Source organism: Hymenobacter frigidus (assembly GCF_014640435.1).
Taxonomy (GTDB): Bacteria; Bacteroidota; Bacteroidia; order Cytophagales; family Hymenobacteraceae; genus Hymenobacter; species Hymenobacter frigidus.
The window spans coordinates 137,799-155,260 of sequence record NZ_BMGY01000001.1 but is presented as its reverse complement, the minus strand read 5'-3'; the positions used below and the strand labels follow the sequence as shown (position 1 = coordinate 155,260).

General features: G+C 61.6%; 13 protein-coding genes. 3 read left to right on the top strand and 10 right to left on the bottom strand.

Annotated features, from left to right (window positions below; genetic code table 11):
- The first annotated feature begins 14 nt into the window (after window positions 1-14).
- Complete coding sequence (locus tag IEW17_RS00630) at window positions 15-758, top strand: RDD family protein (protein WP_188560068.1); 744 nt, start codon at window positions 15-17, stop codon at window positions 756-758.
- A 122-nt stretch (window positions 759-880) separates the two neighbouring features.
- Here the strand turns inward: IEW17_RS00630 and IEW17_RS00625 are convergent, their stop codons facing one another.
- From IEW17_RS00625 to IEW17_RS00615, 3 genes are all read right to left on the bottom strand, one after another.
- Window positions 881-2,398 carry a RagB/SusD family nutrient uptake outer membrane protein gene (locus IEW17_RS00625; protein WP_188560067.1) on the bottom strand — a complete coding sequence of 506 codons (1,518 nt, stop codon included), beginning with the start codon at window positions 2,396-2,398 and terminating at the stop codon, window positions 881-883.
- A gap of 14 nt (window positions 2,399-2,412) precedes the next feature.
- A complete protein-coding gene (locus tag IEW17_RS00620) occupies window positions 2,413-5,598 on the bottom strand; it encodes a SusC/RagA family TonB-linked outer membrane protein (protein WP_188560066.1) in 3,186 nt (1,061 codons plus the stop codon).
- 821 nt (window positions 5,599-6,419) lie between these two features.
- Window positions 6,420-7,133, bottom strand: a complete 714-nt coding sequence (locus IEW17_RS00615; RefSeq protein ID WP_188560065.1) for an SDR family oxidoreductase — start codon at window positions 7,131-7,133, stop codon at window positions 6,420-6,422.
- Window positions 7,134-7,258: 125 nt separating this feature from the next.
- Between IEW17_RS00615 and IEW17_RS00610 the strand changes: the two genes are divergently transcribed.
- Window positions 7,259-7,834 (top strand): GNAT family N-acetyltransferase, encoded by a 576-nt coding sequence (locus IEW17_RS00610; protein ID WP_188560064.1) that lies wholly within the window; start codon window positions 7,259-7,261, stop codon window positions 7,832-7,834.
- A gap of 189 nt (window positions 7,835-8,023) precedes the next feature.
- Entirely contained in the window at window positions 8,024-8,923 is a 900-nt protein-coding gene (locus tag IEW17_RS00605; RefSeq protein WP_188560063.1) for a hypothetical protein, read from the top strand.
- An 81-nt stretch (window positions 8,924-9,004) separates the two neighbouring features.
- Here IEW17_RS00605 and IEW17_RS00600 read toward each other — a convergent pair whose 3' ends face one another.
- From IEW17_RS00600 to IEW17_RS00570, 7 genes are all read right to left on the bottom strand, one after another.
- Entirely contained in the window at window positions 9,005-10,540 is a 1,536-nt protein-coding gene (locus IEW17_RS00600) for a carbon-nitrogen hydrolase family protein (protein ID WP_373286145.1), read from the bottom strand.
- A gap of 349 nt (window positions 10,541-10,889) precedes the next feature.
- Window positions 10,890-11,756: a hypothetical protein gene (locus IEW17_RS00595; RefSeq protein ID WP_188560061.1), complete on the bottom strand. Its 867-nt coding sequence runs from the start codon at window positions 11,754-11,756 to the stop codon at window positions 10,890-10,892.
- A gap of 120 nt (window positions 11,757-11,876) precedes the next feature.
- A complete protein-coding gene (locus IEW17_RS00590; protein ID WP_188560060.1) occupies window positions 11,877-13,046 on the bottom strand; it encodes a hypothetical protein in 1,170 nt (389 codons plus the stop codon).
- A 169-nt stretch (window positions 13,047-13,215) separates the two neighbouring features.
- Window positions 13,216-13,875 carry a 3-oxoacid CoA-transferase subunit B gene (locus IEW17_RS00585; protein WP_188560059.1) on the bottom strand — a complete coding sequence of 220 codons (660 nt, stop codon included), beginning with the start codon at window positions 13,873-13,875 and terminating at the stop codon, window positions 13,216-13,218.
- Window positions 13,876-13,951: 76 nt separating this feature from the next.
- Window positions 13,952-15,316, bottom strand: coding sequence for a serine hydrolase domain-containing protein (locus IEW17_RS00580; RefSeq protein WP_188560058.1), 1,365 nt, complete (start codon window positions 15,314-15,316; stop codon window positions 13,952-13,954).
- 95 nt (window positions 15,317-15,411) lie between these two features.
- Window positions 15,412-16,110 (bottom strand): CoA transferase subunit A, encoded by a 699-nt coding sequence (locus IEW17_RS00575; protein WP_188560057.1) that lies wholly within the window; start codon window positions 16,108-16,110, stop codon window positions 15,412-15,414.
- Between the two features lie 68 nt (window positions 16,111-16,178).
- Window positions 16,179-17,456: a carboxypeptidase-like regulatory domain-containing protein gene (locus IEW17_RS00570; protein WP_188560056.1), complete on the bottom strand. Its 1,278-nt coding sequence runs from the start codon at window positions 17,454-17,456 to the stop codon at window positions 16,179-16,181.
- Window positions 17,457-17,462 lie beyond the last annotated feature (6 nt).

The following is a 17,462-nucleotide window of genomic DNA, read 5'->3' as shown; positions in this document are numbered from 1 at the left end:
TCGTTGCTTTTCGTATGCCTTCCATTCGCGTCCATACCGCCCAAAACGTCACCCTCGAATACGAAATCGCCAGCTTGGGCGACCGCATCGTGGCCACGATTATCGACTACGCCATCCTCATTGCCTGGGCAATGCTGTGTGCGATGTTGCTGGTGCTGCCAATGATTTCTAGTGGCCGTACTTCGGGCACCGGGCTTGGCCCTCTGGTCATTCTAGTGGCCTTTCTGGCCTACGCCCCGTTGATTTTCTACAACTTGGTGTGCGAGGTGTTTTTTAATGGCCAGAGCATTGGCAAGAAGGCGCGCAACATAAAGGTGATGCGGCTCGATGGCACGGCACCCAGCATCGGCGACTACTTGCTGCGCTGGCTGCTGTGCATCATCGATTTTCAGATGGTGGGTCTGGTAGCCATTATTTCCATTGCGGCCACCCAGCGCGGACAGCGCCTCGGCGACCTGGCCGCCGGCACCACCGTGGTAAAAGTGCGCCCCAATGCGGGCTTCGACGCCACCCTGGCCGGGCTGAGCTCAATCGCGGGCTACCAAGTGGTATTTCCGCAAGTAGCCGTGCTGGCCGACCACGACGTGGCCCTGGTGCGCCAGCTGCTGCAGCAGGCCAGCAGCCGCGGCAACTACGAGGTGCTGAACCAGATTGCCAACAAGGTAAAGACGCTCACCGGTATTCAAACCGATTTGCAGGACGAGCCTTTCCTGAAAACCGTGCTGCGCGACTACGCCCATTTGGTCCAGCAGGGGTAGGCCTTGGCAAAAACGTTGCGCTGCGCTCACTGCCAAATGGGCAACGCCGTCGAAAATGCAAAAGCGGCTTGCCCAATAGTGGGCAAGCCGCTTTTGCGGTGGAGCTTTCAGCAGCAGGCTGCTTAGTTGCGAGTCATTAGCTTATTGGCTTGTAATTCTGTTGAGGGAATCGGCCAGATATAAGCCGGGTTGGCCGCGTCGATGGCCGGCACGGAGCCTTTAGCGGGCAGAGTGGCCAGCAGGCGCATGTCGTCGATGTTGCGGATGCCTTCGCCCAGAAACTCAATCCGCCGCTCCAGCAGCAGGGCATCGGTGGTGGCACTCACCGAGCCCAGACCGGCGGCGGTGTACACGCCGGCCGCGTTCGACCGGCCGCGCACGGCGTTCAGCAGCGCCACGGCCTGCGGGTCTACGGTGCTGGTCGAGCGCACCCGGGCTTCGGCTAGGTTAAGCAGCACCTCGGCGTAGCGAATCACCGGCGCCTTGTCGGTGTAGGGGTTGCCGGTTGGGTACTTCCGAAGGAACGACTGCGTACCAGATGTGAGCACGAACGCGGTGCGGCGGGCATCGGTCGCGGCCCAGCCGGGGTTATTCAGGATGGCCCCCGCCGCGCCATTCAGGCTGTACTCGCCGTTGCCAGCCGGCGCGGGCAGGTAATAAAACGCCAGCTGGTTCTGCACGCCGGGCGCGTCCTGGGCCGTGAAGGGAAAGGAGAAGATGGTTTCCGGGGTTTCCTGCGGCGGGGCAAATACGGCGGCAATCGAGGTGTTCAGGGCGTGGGGCACCCCGGTGGTGGCCGTGAAGGGGGCCGCGGCGGGCACGATTTTGTTGGCTTCGGTAACCACGTCGGCGTAGCGGGCCATGCTAAGGTACACCCGGGTTTTCAGGGCGATGGCCGTGTTGCGGTGGGCGCGGCTCCCGTTCAGGACAGCGGCCGTGTTGGCCGTGGTGGCCGTGTACGCCAGGGGCAGGTTCAACTCGGCGTAGGTCAGGTCCTCCAGAATCTGGGTGTACACCTGGGCCACCGTACTGCGGGCCAGGTCGTTGCCCGTGTCGCCGGTTTCACCTTTCAGACGCAGCGGCAGTCCTGGTTTGCTGCCGTTGTCGTCGGCGAAGGGCCGGGCGTACAACTGGAGCAGGGAGTAGTAGCACAACGCCCGCAGCAACCGCGCCTCGCCCTTGTAGTTAGCGGCCGTGGTGGCGGCAAACGTGGCGGGGAAGATGGGCGCGACAAACTTGCCGGCGTTGGCGTCCATGCCGGCCAGGAACACGTTGATTCGGTTGATGGCCGTGTAGCCGTTAGTCCAAGTGTTCACCACGTCGTTCTGCGAGGCTTCGGTCAGGGTGTGGTTCCACACGCCCAGCCCCGTCACGCCGTTCGAGGTGAGGTTGATGAAGTCGTTGGCCCGGATGTCGTTGAAAACCTGGAACCGCCCTCCCAGGAAGCCCCCCGCCTTCACGCCCCGGTACATACCATTGACCTGAAGGGCCACGCGCTCGGGCGTGTCGAATACTACCAGGTCGGAAAGCGAGGTGAGGGGAGACGGACTCAGTAGGTCGTTTTGGCACGAGAAAGTGCCCAGCGCCAGGCCGGCGGCGCACACGGCCACCGCGGCCTTTTTAGTAAGGTTAGTTGTCATCAGTTGGTAAGAATTTAGAAGCCAATGTTGAAGCCCACCGTGTACGTCCGGGCCTGGCCCACCGAGTTGCGGTCCACGCCCGCGCCCGTGTTGTTGTCGCCGTTGGTGGCAATCTCCGGGTCGATGCCCGAGTACCGGGTTAGCAGGCCCGCGTTCTGCACTTGCACGTAGAGACGGGCGTTGGCCACGCTCGCGCGGCTGAGCAGGGATTGGCCAAAGGAGTAGCCCAGCGACACCTGCCGCAGGCGGGCGAAGTCGCCCTTCTCCACATTCTGTGACATTACGAACGTCGAGCCGTTCGACACGTTGTCGCCGAACACCACCCGCGCCCACTTGGCGTTGGTATTGTCGGCAGTCCAGCGCTCCATGATGTCCTTTTCGTTGTTCCAGAACCGCTGGTCGTGCAGGCCGGCCTTCGTGCCGTTGTAGATGTAGTTGCCGCCCGAAAACTGCACAAACAGGCCCAGGTCAAAGCCCTTGTAGCGGAAGGTGTTGTCGAGCCCGCCGTAGAAGGTGGGCAAGGTGGGCCCGAAGTACACCCCGTCGGCCAGCTGGGTCGGGGCAGTGGCGTTCCTGCCGTCCAGGGTGGTCCAGCCCGTCGAGCCCGGGCCCGTGGTGCCCAAGTGGTTGTACTGCACCACGGTGCCGTTGGCCTTCCGAATCAGGCGCTGCCCGTTGGCCGGGTTGATGCCCAGCGTGGGCACCGCCAAGATGTCGCCAACGGAGCGGCCCACCTCGGTGAAATTGGCCCTTTCGAGACCCGAAGTGGCCGTGCTGATGCGCTGGCCTTCGGTGGCTAAGGACAGCACCCGGTTCTTCAGCGTGGTCACGTTGCCACTCACGGTCCAGGTAAAGGCCTTGTTTTGCAGGGCGTTGAACGTCAGGTTAAGCTCGATGCCGGTGTTCTGCATCGAGCCTATGTTGCTGGGGATGACATTGTCCGGAATACCTTTCGACGGGGCCTGAGGCACGTCCAGAATCAGGCCGTCCACGAGGTTGCGGTAGTAGGCAAAATCCCCGCGCAGGCGGTCCTGCAGGAAGCCAAACGAAAGGCCCAGGTCGGTTTTCTTGCTCACTTCCCAGCTCAGGTTCCGGTTACCCGCGTTGGCGTAGAGCAGCGTGGCGTTGGCTCCGTACAGGCCCGAATTGTAGGTTTGCAGCGACGCAAAGTCAGCGACACCTTGGTTGTTGCCCACGTTGCCGAAGCTGCCCGTGAGCTTCAGAAACGAGAACGCCTGGGCAAACGAGGAGTTCTTCCAGAAATCTTCCTCCGACACCACGTAGCCGAGCGAGGCCCCGTAGAAGTTGCCGAATTTCTGATTGCCCCAGGCCGAATAGCCGTCGCGGCGCACGTTGACCGTAGCCAGGTACTTGCGGCTGAAGTTGTAGTTCATCCGCCCGAAGAAGGACACCAGGTAGTTGATGCCCTGAAAGTTGCCTGCCACCGCGATGTTGGTGAAGTTGCCCTCGAAGGTGGTGAAGAAAGGGTCGGCCACGGCGGTGCGGGTCGCGCCCGAGCGCACGATGTTGGTGGCCTGCTGCTCGTTGCCCAGCAGCACCGAGAAGTTGTGCTTCTCGCCAAACGTGTGGTCGTACTGGGCCGTGTTCTGCCAGTTCCAGCGCCGGTTGGTACGGTAGAAGTTGCTGGCTGAGCCGCCGGTCGAGAAACCGTCGCCGGCGATGGAGGTATTGAACGACTTATCCTCGAACAGGATGTTGTTGATGCCGTAGCTGGTGCGCAGGTTCAGGCCCTTCACCACTTCCAGGTTGGCGAACACACTGCCCTGAATCTCGTTGCCGTCGGAGGTGAAGGAGTTTAGTTCGAGGTCCACCAACGGGTTGTAGAAGTTCGGTACTAGGGGCGCGCCGGTGGTGGGGTTGATGTTGGGCCCCGGCCCGATGCCGGCGCCGCTGGTGTTGTAGGAGCCGTCGGGCTTGAAGGGTGCCAGGTTGGGCGGCAGCGCCAGCGGCAGGCGGCCCAGGCCGCCCGTGCCAAAGGCCCCGTCGCCCACCGAGCCCGAGTTGGGCGAGGAGTTCTTCGTGTTGGAGTAGCCCACGTTCATGCCCACCGTGAAGCGGTCAAATACCTTGTGGTCCAGGTTCAGGCGGGCCGATACGCGGCTGAAATCGTTGCGCACCAGCATGCCCTTCTGGTTGGTGTAGCCCACCGACGTGTAATAAGTGGTTTTGTCGGTGCCGCCCGAGAAGTTCAGGTTGTGCGACTGCGAGAAGCCTGTGCGGTAGATGTAGTCGTACCAGCGGGTGTCGGCGGCGTTGCCGGCCGCATCGGCCAGCTTGAAGCCTTCCACGTTGGTGGGTAGGGCGCCCACCGCCACGCGGTTGGCGTTCAGGTTGCGCACGGCCTCGTTCTTGATGGTTACGTAGTCCTGCGCGCCCAGTACCTCGTACAGCCGCACCGGCCGCGACCAGCCGGCCCAGGTGTCGTAGCTGAATTTGCTCTGGCCCCGCCGGCCTTTTTTGGTGGTCACCAAGATGACCCCACCGGCCGCCCGCGACCCGTAGATGGCCGTGGCCGAGGCATCTTTCAGCACTTCCATGCTCTCGATGTCGGCCGGGTTGAGATTACTCAGCGGGTTGTTGGGCACGCTGCCCACGGCGGAGGAGTTGCCGCTGAATGCCGGTACCCCGTCGATGACGAAGAGCGGCGACGAGCTGAGAGTGATGGAATTCACCCCGCGAATACGGATAACGGGCGGGTTGTTCAGCACGCCGTTGGGCGTGGTGATGTTCACGCCCGGGGCCCGGCCCTGCAAGGCCTGGTCGAAGCTTTGTACCGGGGCCGTGGCAATCTCCTTGCCCGAAATGGTGGCCACGTTGCCTGTGAGTTCGCGGCGCAGCTGCGTGCCGTAGCCCACCACCACCACCTCGTCGAGGCCCGTGGTGTTTACCTTCAGCGTCACGTTGATGGTCGATTGCTCGCCCACGAACACTTCCCTGTTGTCGTAGCCCACGAAGGAGTACACCAACGTGGTTTTCGCGCTCGGCACCGACAGCGAGTATTTGCCCGAGGCATCGGTCGAAGTGCCCTGGGTACCGCCCTTCACAATCACGGTCACGCCCGGTATCGACACCCCGTCGGAGCCCGACACCGCGCCGGACACCGTCCGGTCCTGCGCCCGCAGGTCGTGCGCCACCAAGGCGAAGACCGCGCAAAAGAATAACAGTAAGATTTTTCTCATTTGATTAAAATGTTGTGTGAGTGAATTAGCTGACTTGGCGAATATAGTGGCGTAATTTTAATAACAGTGCCTATTTATTAAAAAGGGCCCATTCTCTGAATTTCATTTTGATGTAGTAAACCGCTGAATGAAACTATTGAGGACGTACGCAAAATACTATTCTTTTAGCCCCGGGGGGGGGCGGCCCATCGACAGTAACCGACTGACCTCGAGAACTGAATTCCCAGAGAGGCGACTCATTCGCATGGCAATCGTTTAGGTCGTCCAGTTGGGGCTTATACTACTTTGCAGCTGATTACTATCGATGGGTCGTTCCTCCGGGGCTGAAGATTTTCCTGTTTGCGTAAATCTTAGGTATAATAATAATTGCTTGTTCTGAATTAATTGTCAATCAGAGCGTGATGCTTCGATGAAAGCGGACGCCAGACGAGCATGACGCTCTAATAGCTCGTTTGATTTTGTGCAGGTACTTAAAACGCCCGCTTATCTAAGCGAGTAGCAAGATTAGCTGCTCGTCGATCACGAATAGTTTGTAACCACCCGCAAGTGATGAACCGCTCTCTATTAAGGACCTATTTCTTGCCAGAAAGTGCATCTGCTGGCTAATAGCGCGTGTTGTGTTGGCTGAGAACCTCCCTAGGTTGAGCATCCGACAGCTCCGTGTATATGCGTTGCGTTGCTCCGGGGCTTGGCGTAGCCGTTCGGTAGAAATGCCAGAAAAAAAGGGCCCGTCCGCTGATTGCTCAGTTGGACGGGCCCATTATGCAGACTAGGTTTGCGGCGGCCTTAGCCGCCGCAGGAATGGGCAAACAAGCTCCTGATTACCACGGCACGGGTTGGCCCTGCCAGGTCACGAAGCTGCCGTTTTCTTCGGCGTGCAGCTGCTCGGCCAGCCGGATGATGCCCCTGGCCGAGTCGGCGGGGTCCTGGGTGGCAGCGTCGCCGCCCATGCCGGTGCGCATCCAGCCGGGGTCAACCAGCACCGAAATCAGGCCTTGATTGCCGATTTCGGCGGCCAGGCTGCGCATGTACATGTTCAGCGCGGCCTTGCTGGCGCTGTAGTGGTAGGGGTCGCCGGTGGCTTTCCACGTCAGCGAGCCCTGGCCCGAGGAAATGCTCAATATCCGGCCCTTGTGCCCGGCGCGCAGCAGCGGCAGCAGCGCCTGCGACACCAGCAGCGGGCCAACGGCATTCACCTGCATGGCCTCAATGGCATCGTTGTGGGTGAGCTGGCCGAGGCGCTGGTGAGCATCGCTGGAACCCGCGTGCGGGTACACGCCGGCGTTGTTGATGAGCACGTCGAGGGCATCGGTGACGGCGCTCACGGCCTGCACGGCGGCGGCAATGGAAGCGTCATTGGTCACGTCGAGGGGCAGGAGCACGAGGCGGTCGGCGTACTGCTGGTGCAGCTGTTGCAGCTCGGTGGCCTCGGCGGGGTGCCGGCTGGCGGCGAATACCTGGTCGCCCCGCTCCAGGTATTGGCGGGTAAGTTCGAGGCCCAGGCCCCGGTTGGCTCCGGTGATGAAAGCGCGCATAGGTGTTAATTGGAAAATAGCGAGAAGAACAGGGGCCGAAGTTTACGCAAAAAAGCGCAGCCGGAAGCACCGGCAAGCCCATCCGCCAAGCCGGGTTGGGGTGAAATAGTTTTCTTGCGTGTTCTATGGCACTCCTCATTACCTCCCTCAGCCCGGCCGAAGCCCAGGCCCTGCTGCCGCAGCTCCACGCGCTGCTCCACGATGCCGTTGACTCGGGCGCATCGGTGGGTTTTCTGCCGCCGCTGCCCGCCGCCGAGGCCTTGCACTACTGGCAAAGCGTCGTTGCGGCCGTGGCAGCCGGCTCCCGCGTGCTGCTCGTGGCCCGCCACTCCGGCCAGGCCGGGCTGCTCGGCACCGTGCAGCTTGACCTGGCCACCCGGCCCAATTCCCTGCACCGGGCCGAAGTATCGAAGCTGCTGGTGCACCGCCGGGCGCGCCGTCAGGGCGTGGCCCGGCAGCTGCTACTGGCGCTGGAGGACCAGGCTCGGCAGCTGGCCCGCACCACGTTGGTGCTCGACACCCGCCACGGCGACATCGCGGAGCAGCTGTACCAGGAAATGGGATACCAGTTTGTGGGGTTGATACCCGAATACTTTCTCAACAGCGACCGGCAGCTGCACGCCACGGCCGTGTACTACAAGCTGCTGGAATTGGCCATCGACGAGAAACTGCGCGTTTTGCCGCCTATCGTGGCGGTCTGAAACCCAGGGTTTACAACGGCGTCAGCCGATAGCTGCCCGGCTCGCGGAACGAGGCGTGTTGACAGTCGACAATAAGAAGGAAGTACAGCAGGTGTTAGGCGCTGAACAATTCCACCAACTAAAGGGTCTGCAAGTACTGAATATAGGTAAATGCCTTGATTGCAGCAACCCGCTTTTTCGCTCTCTCTTATGAAGTTCCTGGTCGCTGCCGTGCAGTTTATCTACCCGCGTTTATACGATTTCTGGGAGAGTAAGCGAACGGCCTATTTCCTGAGCGTGGCGCTGGTGGCCACCTTCGGCAGCACGGTGGTCCTGGCCTTGGTCAACGCCTCGGGCCTGGTGGCTTTGCCGGGCCTGTTGGGGCACATAAAGCTGCTGAGCGCGGTGGAAGTGACGTTCACGCTGCTCCTGTTTTTCGAGATGACGAGTCTGGTGTTCGTCATTCCCGCGTCCATCGCGAATGCCATCGGCAAGCAGATTGAAATTCTGAGCCTAGTGCTGCTGCGGTCTTCGTTTAAAGAGTTTTCCCACTACAACTTTCAGCTGCCCATGCAAGGTCAGCTGGAATCGGTGCTGAAAATGGTTTCTGATGGCGTGGGGGCGCTGCTCGTGTTCCTGTTGCTTTCGGTGTACTACGGCGTGCAGCGGCACCGGGCCGTCACCCCCGAAGCCGACCGCGAGGCCTTCGTGCGGCTCAAGCAGTTTGTGGCGCTGCTCGTGCTGGTAGCCCTGGTGGTCACGGCCGTTTACGATGGGTACGAGGTCTTGCTCATTGGCCAGTGGGTGCATTCGGTCGACCGGTTTTTCCAGCTCCTGATTTTTGCCGATGTGCTGCTGCTGCTCGTCGCGTTTCGCTACACGCTGCACTACCCGGATATTTTCCGGTATTCGGCCTTTGTATTGGTCACGGTCTTCATCCGGTTTTCGTTGCTGGCACCGGTGTATTATAACGCGATGATGAGCCTGTTTTCGGTGGTTTTCGCTATTGCCGTCGTGTACTTCCACAACCTGTTCAATAACGGCCGGCAGGACTACATCGCCCAGAAGCAGAACGGCCAAAAGACGCCGCCGGAACTCCCGGTCAGCTAACTCCAGGCGTCCCGCCGCCCACGAAAAAGGAGGCTGCCGTGCTAACGGCAGCCTCCTTTTTCAACTGGTATTATGCCTGCTCTAGCCTGCGGCGATGGCCCTGCGGCGGCTGGTTTTGGGCACCCGCTCCGCGCCTTGCTCCAGCAGCTCGTCGTCGCGCTCGGTTTTCTTCACCCAGCTCACCGAGTACAAGTCCTTGCGGCGGTCGCGCAGGTTGCGCACCGCGCCGCTGGTATTCAGGTCTTTAAGCAAGTCGAGGTCGAGGTCGGCAATCAGGGTCATTTCCGTGTTGGGCGTGGCTTCGGCCACAATGGCATCGTGCGGGAAAGCAAAGTCCGACGGGCTGAACACGGCCGATTGCGAGTACTGAATGTCCATGTTCTCGACGCGGGGCAGGTTGCCCACCGAGCCGGTAATGGCCACGTAGCACTCGTTCTCGATGGCACGGGCCTGGGCGCAGAGGCGCACGCGCTGGTAGGAATTCTTGGTGTCAGTCCAGAAGGGCACGAACAGAATTTTCATGCCCTCGTCGCTTAGCATGCGCGAGAGTTCCGGGAATTCCACGTCGTAGCACACCAAAATGCCGATTTTGCCGAAATCCGTGTCGAAGCATTTCAGCTTGTCGCCGCCGCGCATGCCCCAGTAGCTGGCCTCGTCGGGGGTCACGTGCAGCTTATACTGCTCGTCCACGGTGCCGTCGCGTCGGCAGAGGAAGGCCACGTTAAAGAGCTTCTCATCGCGGTACACCGGCATCGAGCCGGCCACAATGTTGATGTTGTAGCTCACGGCCAGTTCCATCATTTTGACCTTGATGGGTTCGGTGAAAGCCGCCATGGCCCGGATGGCCACCGCCGGCGAGTCCTCGTTGGTGAGGGCCATAAGCGGGGCGTTGAAAAACTCCGGAAACATCACGCAGTCAGACTTGTAGCCGCTCACCGTGTCCACGAAAAACTCAATCTGCTGCAGCAGGTCTTCCAGGCTGCGGGTGGCGCGCATCTGCCACTGCACAATGCCGATGCGAACATTGGATTTCTGGTTGCCGATGAGTTTTTCTTCCTCCTCGTAGTACACGTTAATCCATTCCAGCAGCGTGGCGTAGGCCTTCGACTCCGAGTCGTAGGGCAGGTAGCCGCGAATGATTTTGCGAACATAGAACTCGTTCGAGAGCTGGAAAGTGAGGATGGGGTCCACCAATTCCTTGTTGCGCACCATCTCCACGTACTTGGCGGGCGTCATCTCGCTGGCATACTGCGCGTAGCCGGGAATGCGGCCGCCGGCCACCATGGCGCGCAGGTTCAGGTTCTCGCACAGCTCCTTGCGGGCATCGTAGAGGCGGCGGCCCAGGCGCAGGCTGCGGTATTCGGGGTCCACAAATACGTCCACGCCGTAGAGCGTGTCGCCGTCCGAGTCGTGGGTATCGAATTTGCCGTTGCCGGTAATCTTGGCGTAGGTGTGCTTATCGCCGTATTTATCGTAGTCCACGATGATGGCCAGGGCGGCGGCTACCAGCCGGCCGTTGTCCTCAATGCCAATCTGGCCCTCCGGAAACTTGCGAATCAGGGCGCTAAATTCATCAGCCGACCACGCGCCTTCCATATTGGAATACACCTGGTCCATGATGTTCTTAATGGTCTTGAAGTCGGAGCGACGCAGGGTGCGCAACACCAATTTGTGGGCCGGTACAGCGGTGGGCGTGAGAAGCTCATCCAGTGCCGGCTTGCCTATTTTCTTGTGATGCGCGCCGCCTGGCGTGGCGTGGCCGTTGGAACCGGCCGATTTGCCGTTGGAAGAAGTTGCCATAAATTATCGAAAGCGAAGCCGTTGAAAATTAGGGCCGGAGGCGGCCCAGTTGCCGGGCGCGGCCGCCAGCCCAACAAAATTACCCATAAAAATACCCGTCGGCGACGCTCGCCAACGGGTATTCAAACGGCAAAACGCCCAAAATGGTGCCGATTCGTGCTGTAAATCACCTTTGCGCCGGCCGGTGCCGGCTCCGGGTGGGTGGCTGGGAGAAAAGCGGCACGAACTGAACCGACCCGCCGCCCACCGACTTATCGGGGACCAGGTGTTTCTGTTCGTCGTAGGAGTAGCCGTCCGACACTTGCTCGGTGTACACGCCCAGCACCGCCAAACCGCCAGGCACCTCCCAGCCCGTACCCACCGGCAGCACGGCACTCCGGCGGGCCTGGCTGAACTTGAAAACGGTCGTGTCGGCCCGTGCCGCCAGCGAATCCAGCGTGCCGGACGGCGGGTAGAGCGCCATGAATGCCGGATAAAACTTCACCAGATAGTACTCTTCTTTAAGCTCGTCGCTGGGAAGAGAAAACCCGTGGGCGGCCGTAAATTCAATCTGCCGGGGTGGGCTGTAAATGGATTCGAAGGCCATCCAAAAGTAGCCTTCGCCGGAATTCGCTCCCTGGTTTGAGTAAAAAGGCCGGGAAGATTTGAGCACGGCAGCGGGGGGCCGGCCAACAGAAATGGGCAGCACGCCCACGCTCTTGCCATTTTCAAAATACTCGGCGCAGTCATGCGCTGATGCTTTGGTCGGGTATTTCAGCCGAACCAGCTGGTGGGGCGCGAGGTAAGTCCGGTGCAGCGTTTTGTTGGTGGCAATTGTGGTGAACCGGCTGCCATCGGAAGAAAAACGGAGCAGCTTGACGGTGATATCCAGTCCGGCAGCTCCCCGGTTGTAGAGCAAGAGGAAGTGCTTCAGGGAGTTGCCCTGCCGCTCCCACACGCTCCAGCTAATAAGATTATCGGAGCGCAGCCCCACCACAATCTGACTGGCCCACCCCGAAAACGGCAGCAGCAGAAGCAGCAGGCATTTTTTCATTTGTAGAGAAGTTGGTGAAACGCGCCCAAAGCGGCCGCGATTACCGCCATGATGCCGGTCTGGGCAGCATTGCACAAGCCTGCTGTCGGCGGAGCACATTATTTCCGAGGGTGGCGGGAGCTACTCCCGCACCACCCGCCGCGTGGCCGTGCCCCGCGCCGTTTGCACGGTCAATAAGGCCACTCCCCGGAAGTTGCCAAACGCCTCGGCCGGCAGGCTGAGCAGACGTGCGCCGCCGCCAAAGCTGCGCTGGAACAGCCGCCGCCCCACTATATCAGTGGCCGAAACGGTGAGCGGCCCACTGCCGGCCGGCACCGTGAGCGTGAGCGGCGCACCAACGGCCGACGGGTTAGGATAGGCAGCCAGCGTGGCTTCGGTGGCCGCGTCGCGGGTGCCCAGGCGCACAATGCGGCGGTACAAGTCGCGGTATTCCACGCTGGTGATAGTTTCCTGGCCGGCCAGCAGGCGGGTGGTGATGGTGAGCACCGGGACACGCTGGGTTTTAGCCAGCCACTTGTATTCGCGGGTCAGGGGCAGGTCGAAGCCCTGGCCCGGCGCACCGCCAAAAGCCACACTGTCGTGGTCGATGAGCTTGGTGACGACGCGCACCGTCTGGAACGAGCCGAAGGGTGTGACCAGCGTGCCCCAGGCATCGGGCTTATTCACGCGCTTGCGCTTTTGGCTGAAGTAGCCCACAGTAGAAATGGCCGCCGGCGTGGCAAAAAACGAGCTGCTGGAATCGGCCCGGCTGGCGAAGCTCAGGGGGAAGCGGTAAATCACGTCCTGTAGCGCCTGGTTGGTGTACGTGACCGGCACCGCAGTGCCCGCCAGCGAGGCCCCAAAGCCCACCGAGCGAAAATCCTGCGTGGTCGCTGCCGCTGCCGAGACGCTGTAAAACTGGTAGGAATCGGTAATGGGAAGGGGAACGGGCAGCCCGCCCGCCAGCGGTAAGGCCTGCGGCGATGCCACCGTGGCGCGGTTCACACCGCCCAGCGGTCCAAATGTGAAGAGGTAGAAAGGGGAGGTAGCCGTCACGCTGGCCACCGTCACAAACCGCTCCACGCGCTGCGACACGGGCAGCAAGCCGGCGTAGTTCCAGGTTTGGTTGGCCCCGCGGCGCGAAAGGGGCGGAGCGGTAGCGGGCAGCACCGGGCTGGCTGTGCTCAGCCGCAGCGTATCGACGGGCGCGACGGCTGTAGCGGCCGGCATGTCGGTGCGGTCGATGATGGGCGAAACTGACTGCGCCAGCACTGGGGCAGTGACGAGCAGCAGAGGGACAAGTAGGCGCATAAAATCGTAGCAACGGGTGACTACGAAGATAGCAGCATAAGCCTCCGCTGGTGACGAGCGGGGGCAACCGTGTGCAAGCGCCGTTTCGGGGCTAGGGTACGGCGTCGTGATTCCGAAACTGCGCCAAGTAGTTCGCTACCGCCGCCCTAGTCACCAACTGAAGCCTACGCTACACGCCCTGCATCTCCGGGACCTCGCCCGCTGGCACTACCAGCTTGCCGGCGGTGGCGGCCACAATCTGCTCCACCGTCACGCCGGGGGCGCGCTCGCGCAGCACAAAGCCGTCGGGCGTTATTTCGACTACCGCTAACTCAGTCACAATTTTCTTCACGCAGCGCAGGCCGGTGATGGGTAGGGTGCAGTCCGACAATAATTTTGAAGAACCGTCGCGGGCCACATGCTGCATGGCCACGATGATATTCTTGGCCGAGGCCACCAAATCCATGGCACCGCCCATGCCTTTCACCATCTTGCCCGGGATTTTCCAGTTGGCAATGTCGCCGCGCTCCGATACTTCCATCGCGCCGAGAATGGTGAGGTCCACGTGCTCGCCGCGAATCATGCCGAACGAATCGGCGGAGCTGAAGAGGCTGGAGCCAGGCAGGGTGGTCACGGTCTGCTTGCCGGCGTTGATGAGGTCGGGGTCGACCTGGTCTTCGGTGGGGAAGGGACCCATGCCGAGCAGGCCATTTTCCGACTGCAGCTCCACGTTGATGCCGGCCGGGATGTAGTTGGCCACCAGCGTAGGAATGCCGATGCCGAGGTTGACGTAGGAGCCGTCTTTCACTTCCTGGGCGATGCGTTTGGCGATGCCGTGTTTGTCGAGCATAATTTTCGGGACCACGAGTTCGACGGATTAGCCGGATTTCGCAGATTTTGAGGGTGGGATTTTGAGATTAGAACCGTTACCTGGTGCCGCCAGCCGCGGAGGCCGGCACCGGGGCGGCGGAAGAGGCGGGGGCTTTTTGGTTGGGGACGAACGACTGATAAACGGCGGTTTTGAACTTGCCAGCCAGGTCGCGGCTGGTGCTGCTGGGGTACTTCTGAGTGTATATCAGCGCCACCAGCTTCTCCTTGGGGTCGACCCAATACGTAGTGCCAAATATGCCGCCCCACTCATAAGAGCCCGCCGAGGGACCCGGCACTTTCGCGCTTTCGGGCGTGGTGAGGCTGAAACCCAGGCCGAATTTGTGGTCGCCCTGGTTAACGGTTCCGATTTGGTTCTGCGTCATCAGGGCCACGGTGGCGGGCTTTAGCAGCTGGCGGCCGTTGGCGGTGCCGTTGTTCAGCAGCATTTGCAGGAACCGGGCGTAGTCGTCGATGGTTGACGATAGGCCCGCGCCACCGGAAAAGTACGTGCCTGCCGCGTTCGGATAGTCCGGTGTCATGTTGCCGATGCGCCCCATGGGCACCGTTTGCTTAGTCGCGTCCTCGGTGTGAAGCTTTGCCAGCCGCGCCTGCTTGGCGGCGGGCAGGTAAAAGTAAGTGTCGCGCATGTTCAGCGGCTCAAACAGCCGGGCGCGCAGAAACTGGTCCAGCGACTGGCCCGACAGCACCTCCACCAAGCGGCCCAGCACGTCCACGCTCAGCCCGTAGGTAAACCGCTCGCCCGGCTGGTGCGTGAGCGGCAGCGGCCCAAGGGCATCCATCGCCTTGGCCAGGCTGCCCGTGGGCGTGCCAATGCCGCTCGGAATGCGCGCTTTCGCATAAATGGCCTGCGCTTCTTTGGTACCAATCACCGGGTAGCTGATGCCCGAGGTGTGGGTAAGCAGCTGCCGGATGGTGATTTCGCCGCGGGCCGGCACGGTGGTGTAGGTCGAGTCCTGCGCATTGAAAGTTGCGAGCACCCCGGGGTTGCGGAAGGCCGGCAAATACGTCGAAATCGGGTCGTCGAGCTGAAACTTGCCCTCTTCATAGAGCATCATGACGGCCACGCTGGTCACGGCCTTGGTTTGGGAGGCAATGCGCACAATGGCATCAGTCCGCAGGGGCGTTTGAGCGGCCACTTCGTCCACCCCGAAGGCCTTGCGGTAGACCACCTTTCCGTCGCGCATTACTAGCGCAATGGCCCCGGGCACGCGGTTGGCGGCCGTGTACTCGCGCAGCAGCTGGTCGATGCGCTGGGCGCTGGCGGGCGCGACGGTGGCCGGGGCTCCGGCCGGAGCCACCGCGGTCCAGGCTGCTGAGGCCTTGCGGGCGGGCGCGGCCACCTGGGCCACGGCAGAGTAGCCACTTAGCAGCAACAGCAGTGCGAGCGAAGGTTTCTTCATTCTGACTTTCGTTTGAAGCGGTGAGATTGTTAAAATGGTACACTTCGCTAAGCTCAGCATGCCGTGCCGTTCTAACGGCACGGCATGCTGGAGATTTATCCCTGCCGCACCGTGCGCTGCTCGATGCGCTTCTCGTAGTGCTGGCCCTGGTAGATTCGCTGCACGAAAATGCCGGGCGTGTGAATCTGGTTGGGGTCGAGCTCGCCGGCGGGCACCAGCTCTTCCACTTCGGCCACCGTGATTTTGCCGGCCGTGGCCATCATGGGGTTGAAGTTGCGGGCCGTGCCTTTGTAGATGAGGTTGCCGGCGGTATCGCCTTTCCAGGCTTTCACGAAGGCGAAATCGGCGATGAGGCCGGTTTCCATCAGGTACATTTTGCCGTTGAACTCGCGGCTTTCCTTGCCTTCGCCCACCTCGGTGCCGTAGCCGGCCGGGGTGAAAAATGCCGGAATGCCCGCCCCACCGGCCCGGCAGCGCTCGGCCAGCGTGCCCTGCGGAATCAGCTCCACTTCGAGCTCGCCGTTGAGCAGCTGGCGCTCAAACTCGGCGTTCTCGCCCACGTAGCTCGAAATCATTTTTTTTACCTGCTTGGTTTGCAGCAGCAGGCCAATGCCGAAGTCATCGACGCCCGCGTTGTTCGAAATGCAAGTCAGGTTTTTCACGCCCAGGCGCAGCAGCTCCTGAATGGAGTTTTCGGGAATGCCGCAGAGGCCGAAACCGCCGAGCATCAGGGTCATACCATCGGCCATGCCCTGCAGGGCGGCTTGGGCGTGGGGAACAGTTTTATCTATCATTGGGTGGGATTTGGGCGCGGCCGGGCCGCAGTTGGGGCCGAAAATTACATCATGGCGCGGGCCCGTGCCTAGCGCCGACGGACCGGGCGGGCGGGCGGGGCCGGGCGCGCCGGGGCTGCCGGTGTGGGCATTCCCGTGGGCAAGTAGTCGTAGGGCAGGAACTCCCCGATTTTCTCGAAGCCCCAGTAGCCGCCAATGGCCACTTCGAGCGGGTTGCGCAACGAGCCGTCGGCCTGAATTTCGGCCTCGTCGTCGGCCAATTGTAGGCGCGACACCTGGCGCAGCGGCGGGAAGGGCGTGCGCGCGTAGCCCAGCGTGTTCATGGGCTGCTTGAAGCGCGGGTCGGGGGCTTCGCCGAAGTGGGCCACCTGCAACTGGCCGCTGAAGCGCAGGTAAATGCGGCCGTTGGGTTTCACTTGGCGCAGGCTGTCGATGGGCCGGGGCTCGGGGTAAAGGGTGAGTTGCTCGGCGGCCTCACGGCTCCAGCGGCGCAGCGAGTCCTGTTCGGCGGGAGTGTAGGCCCCGGCCGCGCCGGCCGCCAGCAGGGCCGTGCGCTGCTGTTGGTTGCGCTCGTAGCGCGGGTTCGGCACCACCCGAATCTGCTGGGTCAGGAAGCTGCCAGCCGCCAGGCGGTTGGTGTAGAGGCAGCGCAGAAAATGCATAAAGGAGCCCGTGTAGGCGGTGAGGCGGTTGGCTGCCCACAAGCGTCGCTGGGCCTCGTCGCGCGGCTTCATTTCTTCGAATACCGGCTGGCCGTAGTAGGTAATTGACTGGGCATCTTTGTCGTAGGCGAAGTACAGGCCATAGTATTTCAGGCGGTAGCCCAGGGCATCGTTGTCAATTTGTAGAAATTCCTTGGTGCGGGCTGTCAGCTCCTGGGTCGAGTCGTCGAGCATCACGCGCACGTCGTCGGGGTTGCTGATGCGGCACTGCTCCGAGAACGTGCTGCCCCCGATGAACAGCTCGGCGAACTTGCGGTACTCCTCGGGCTTGTTGGGCGCGGGCTTCACCACTACTTCGCCCAGCTGGTTGCCGGTGGGGGCCAGGTTCAGGGTCAGGCGCTGGGGCGCGGCTTCTACGGTAATGGTCTGCTTGCCGAGGCGGTAGCCCACGTAGGAGCCCACAACGTCGTAGGTGCCTTTCGGCACGCGTAGGAACTCAAACTCGCCCTTTTCGGTGGTGGTTGCGCCCAGCGTGGTGTTGGCCAGAAACACACTGGCGAAGGACAATGGCTCGTGCGTCACCGAATCCAGCACCACGCCGCTAAGTTTTCCCTGGGCCTGGGCAGCGTTCAGGGCAAGCAGCCAGGCACCGCACAGCAACAATATTGCTCTTAAATAGCTCATTGTAAA

Excerpts from the sequence above, each read along its gene's own strand:
- IEW17_RS00615 (WP_188560065.1), bottom strand. The coding sequence starts at position 7,133 with ATGCGCGCTTTCATCACCGGAGCCAACCGGGGCCTGGGCCTCGAACTT.
- IEW17_RS00585 (WP_188560059.1), bottom strand. The coding sequence starts at position 13,875 with ATGCTCGACAAACACGGCATCGCCAAACGCATCGCCCAGGAAGTGAAA.
- IEW17_RS00575 (WP_188560057.1), bottom strand. The coding sequence starts at position 16,110 with ATGATAGATAAAACTGTTCCCCACGCCCAAGCCGCCCTGCAGGGCATG.
- IEW17_RS00600 (WP_373286145.1), bottom strand. The coding sequence starts at position 10,540 with ATGGACCAGGTGTATTCCAATATGGAAGGCGCGTGGTCGGCTGATGAA.
- IEW17_RS00610 (WP_188560064.1), top strand. The coding sequence starts at position 7,259 with ATGGCACTCCTCATTACCTCCCTCAGCCCGGCCGAAGCCCAGGCCCTG.
- IEW17_RS00630 (WP_188560068.1), top strand. The coding sequence starts at position 15 with ATGCCTTCCATTCGCGTCCATACCGCCCAAAACGTCACCCTCGAATAC.
- IEW17_RS00605 (WP_188560063.1), top strand. The coding sequence starts at position 8,024 with ATGAAGTTCCTGGTCGCTGCCGTGCAGTTTATCTACCCGCGTTTATAC.
- IEW17_RS00580 (WP_188560058.1), bottom strand. The coding sequence starts at position 15,316 with ATGAAGAAACCTTCGCTCGCACTGCTGTTGCTGCTAAGTGGCTACTCT.
- IEW17_RS00590 (WP_188560060.1), bottom strand. The coding sequence starts at position 13,046 with ATGCGCCTACTTGTCCCTCTGCTGCTCGTCACTGCCCCAGTGCTGGCG.
- IEW17_RS00625 (WP_188560067.1), bottom strand. The coding sequence starts at position 2,398 with ATGACAACTAACCTTACTAAAAAGGCCGCGGTGGCCGTGTGCGCCGCC.
- IEW17_RS00620 (WP_188560066.1), bottom strand. The coding sequence starts at position 5,598 with ATGAGAAAAATCTTACTGTTATTCTTTTGCGCGGTCTTCGCCTTGGTG.
- IEW17_RS00570 (WP_188560056.1), bottom strand. The coding sequence starts at position 17,456 with ATGAGCTATTTAAGAGCAATATTGTTGCTGTGCGGTGCCTGGCTGCTT.
- IEW17_RS00595 (WP_188560061.1), bottom strand. The coding sequence starts at position 11,756 with ATGAAAAAATGCCTGCTGCTTCTGCTGCTGCCGTTTTCGGGGTGGGCC.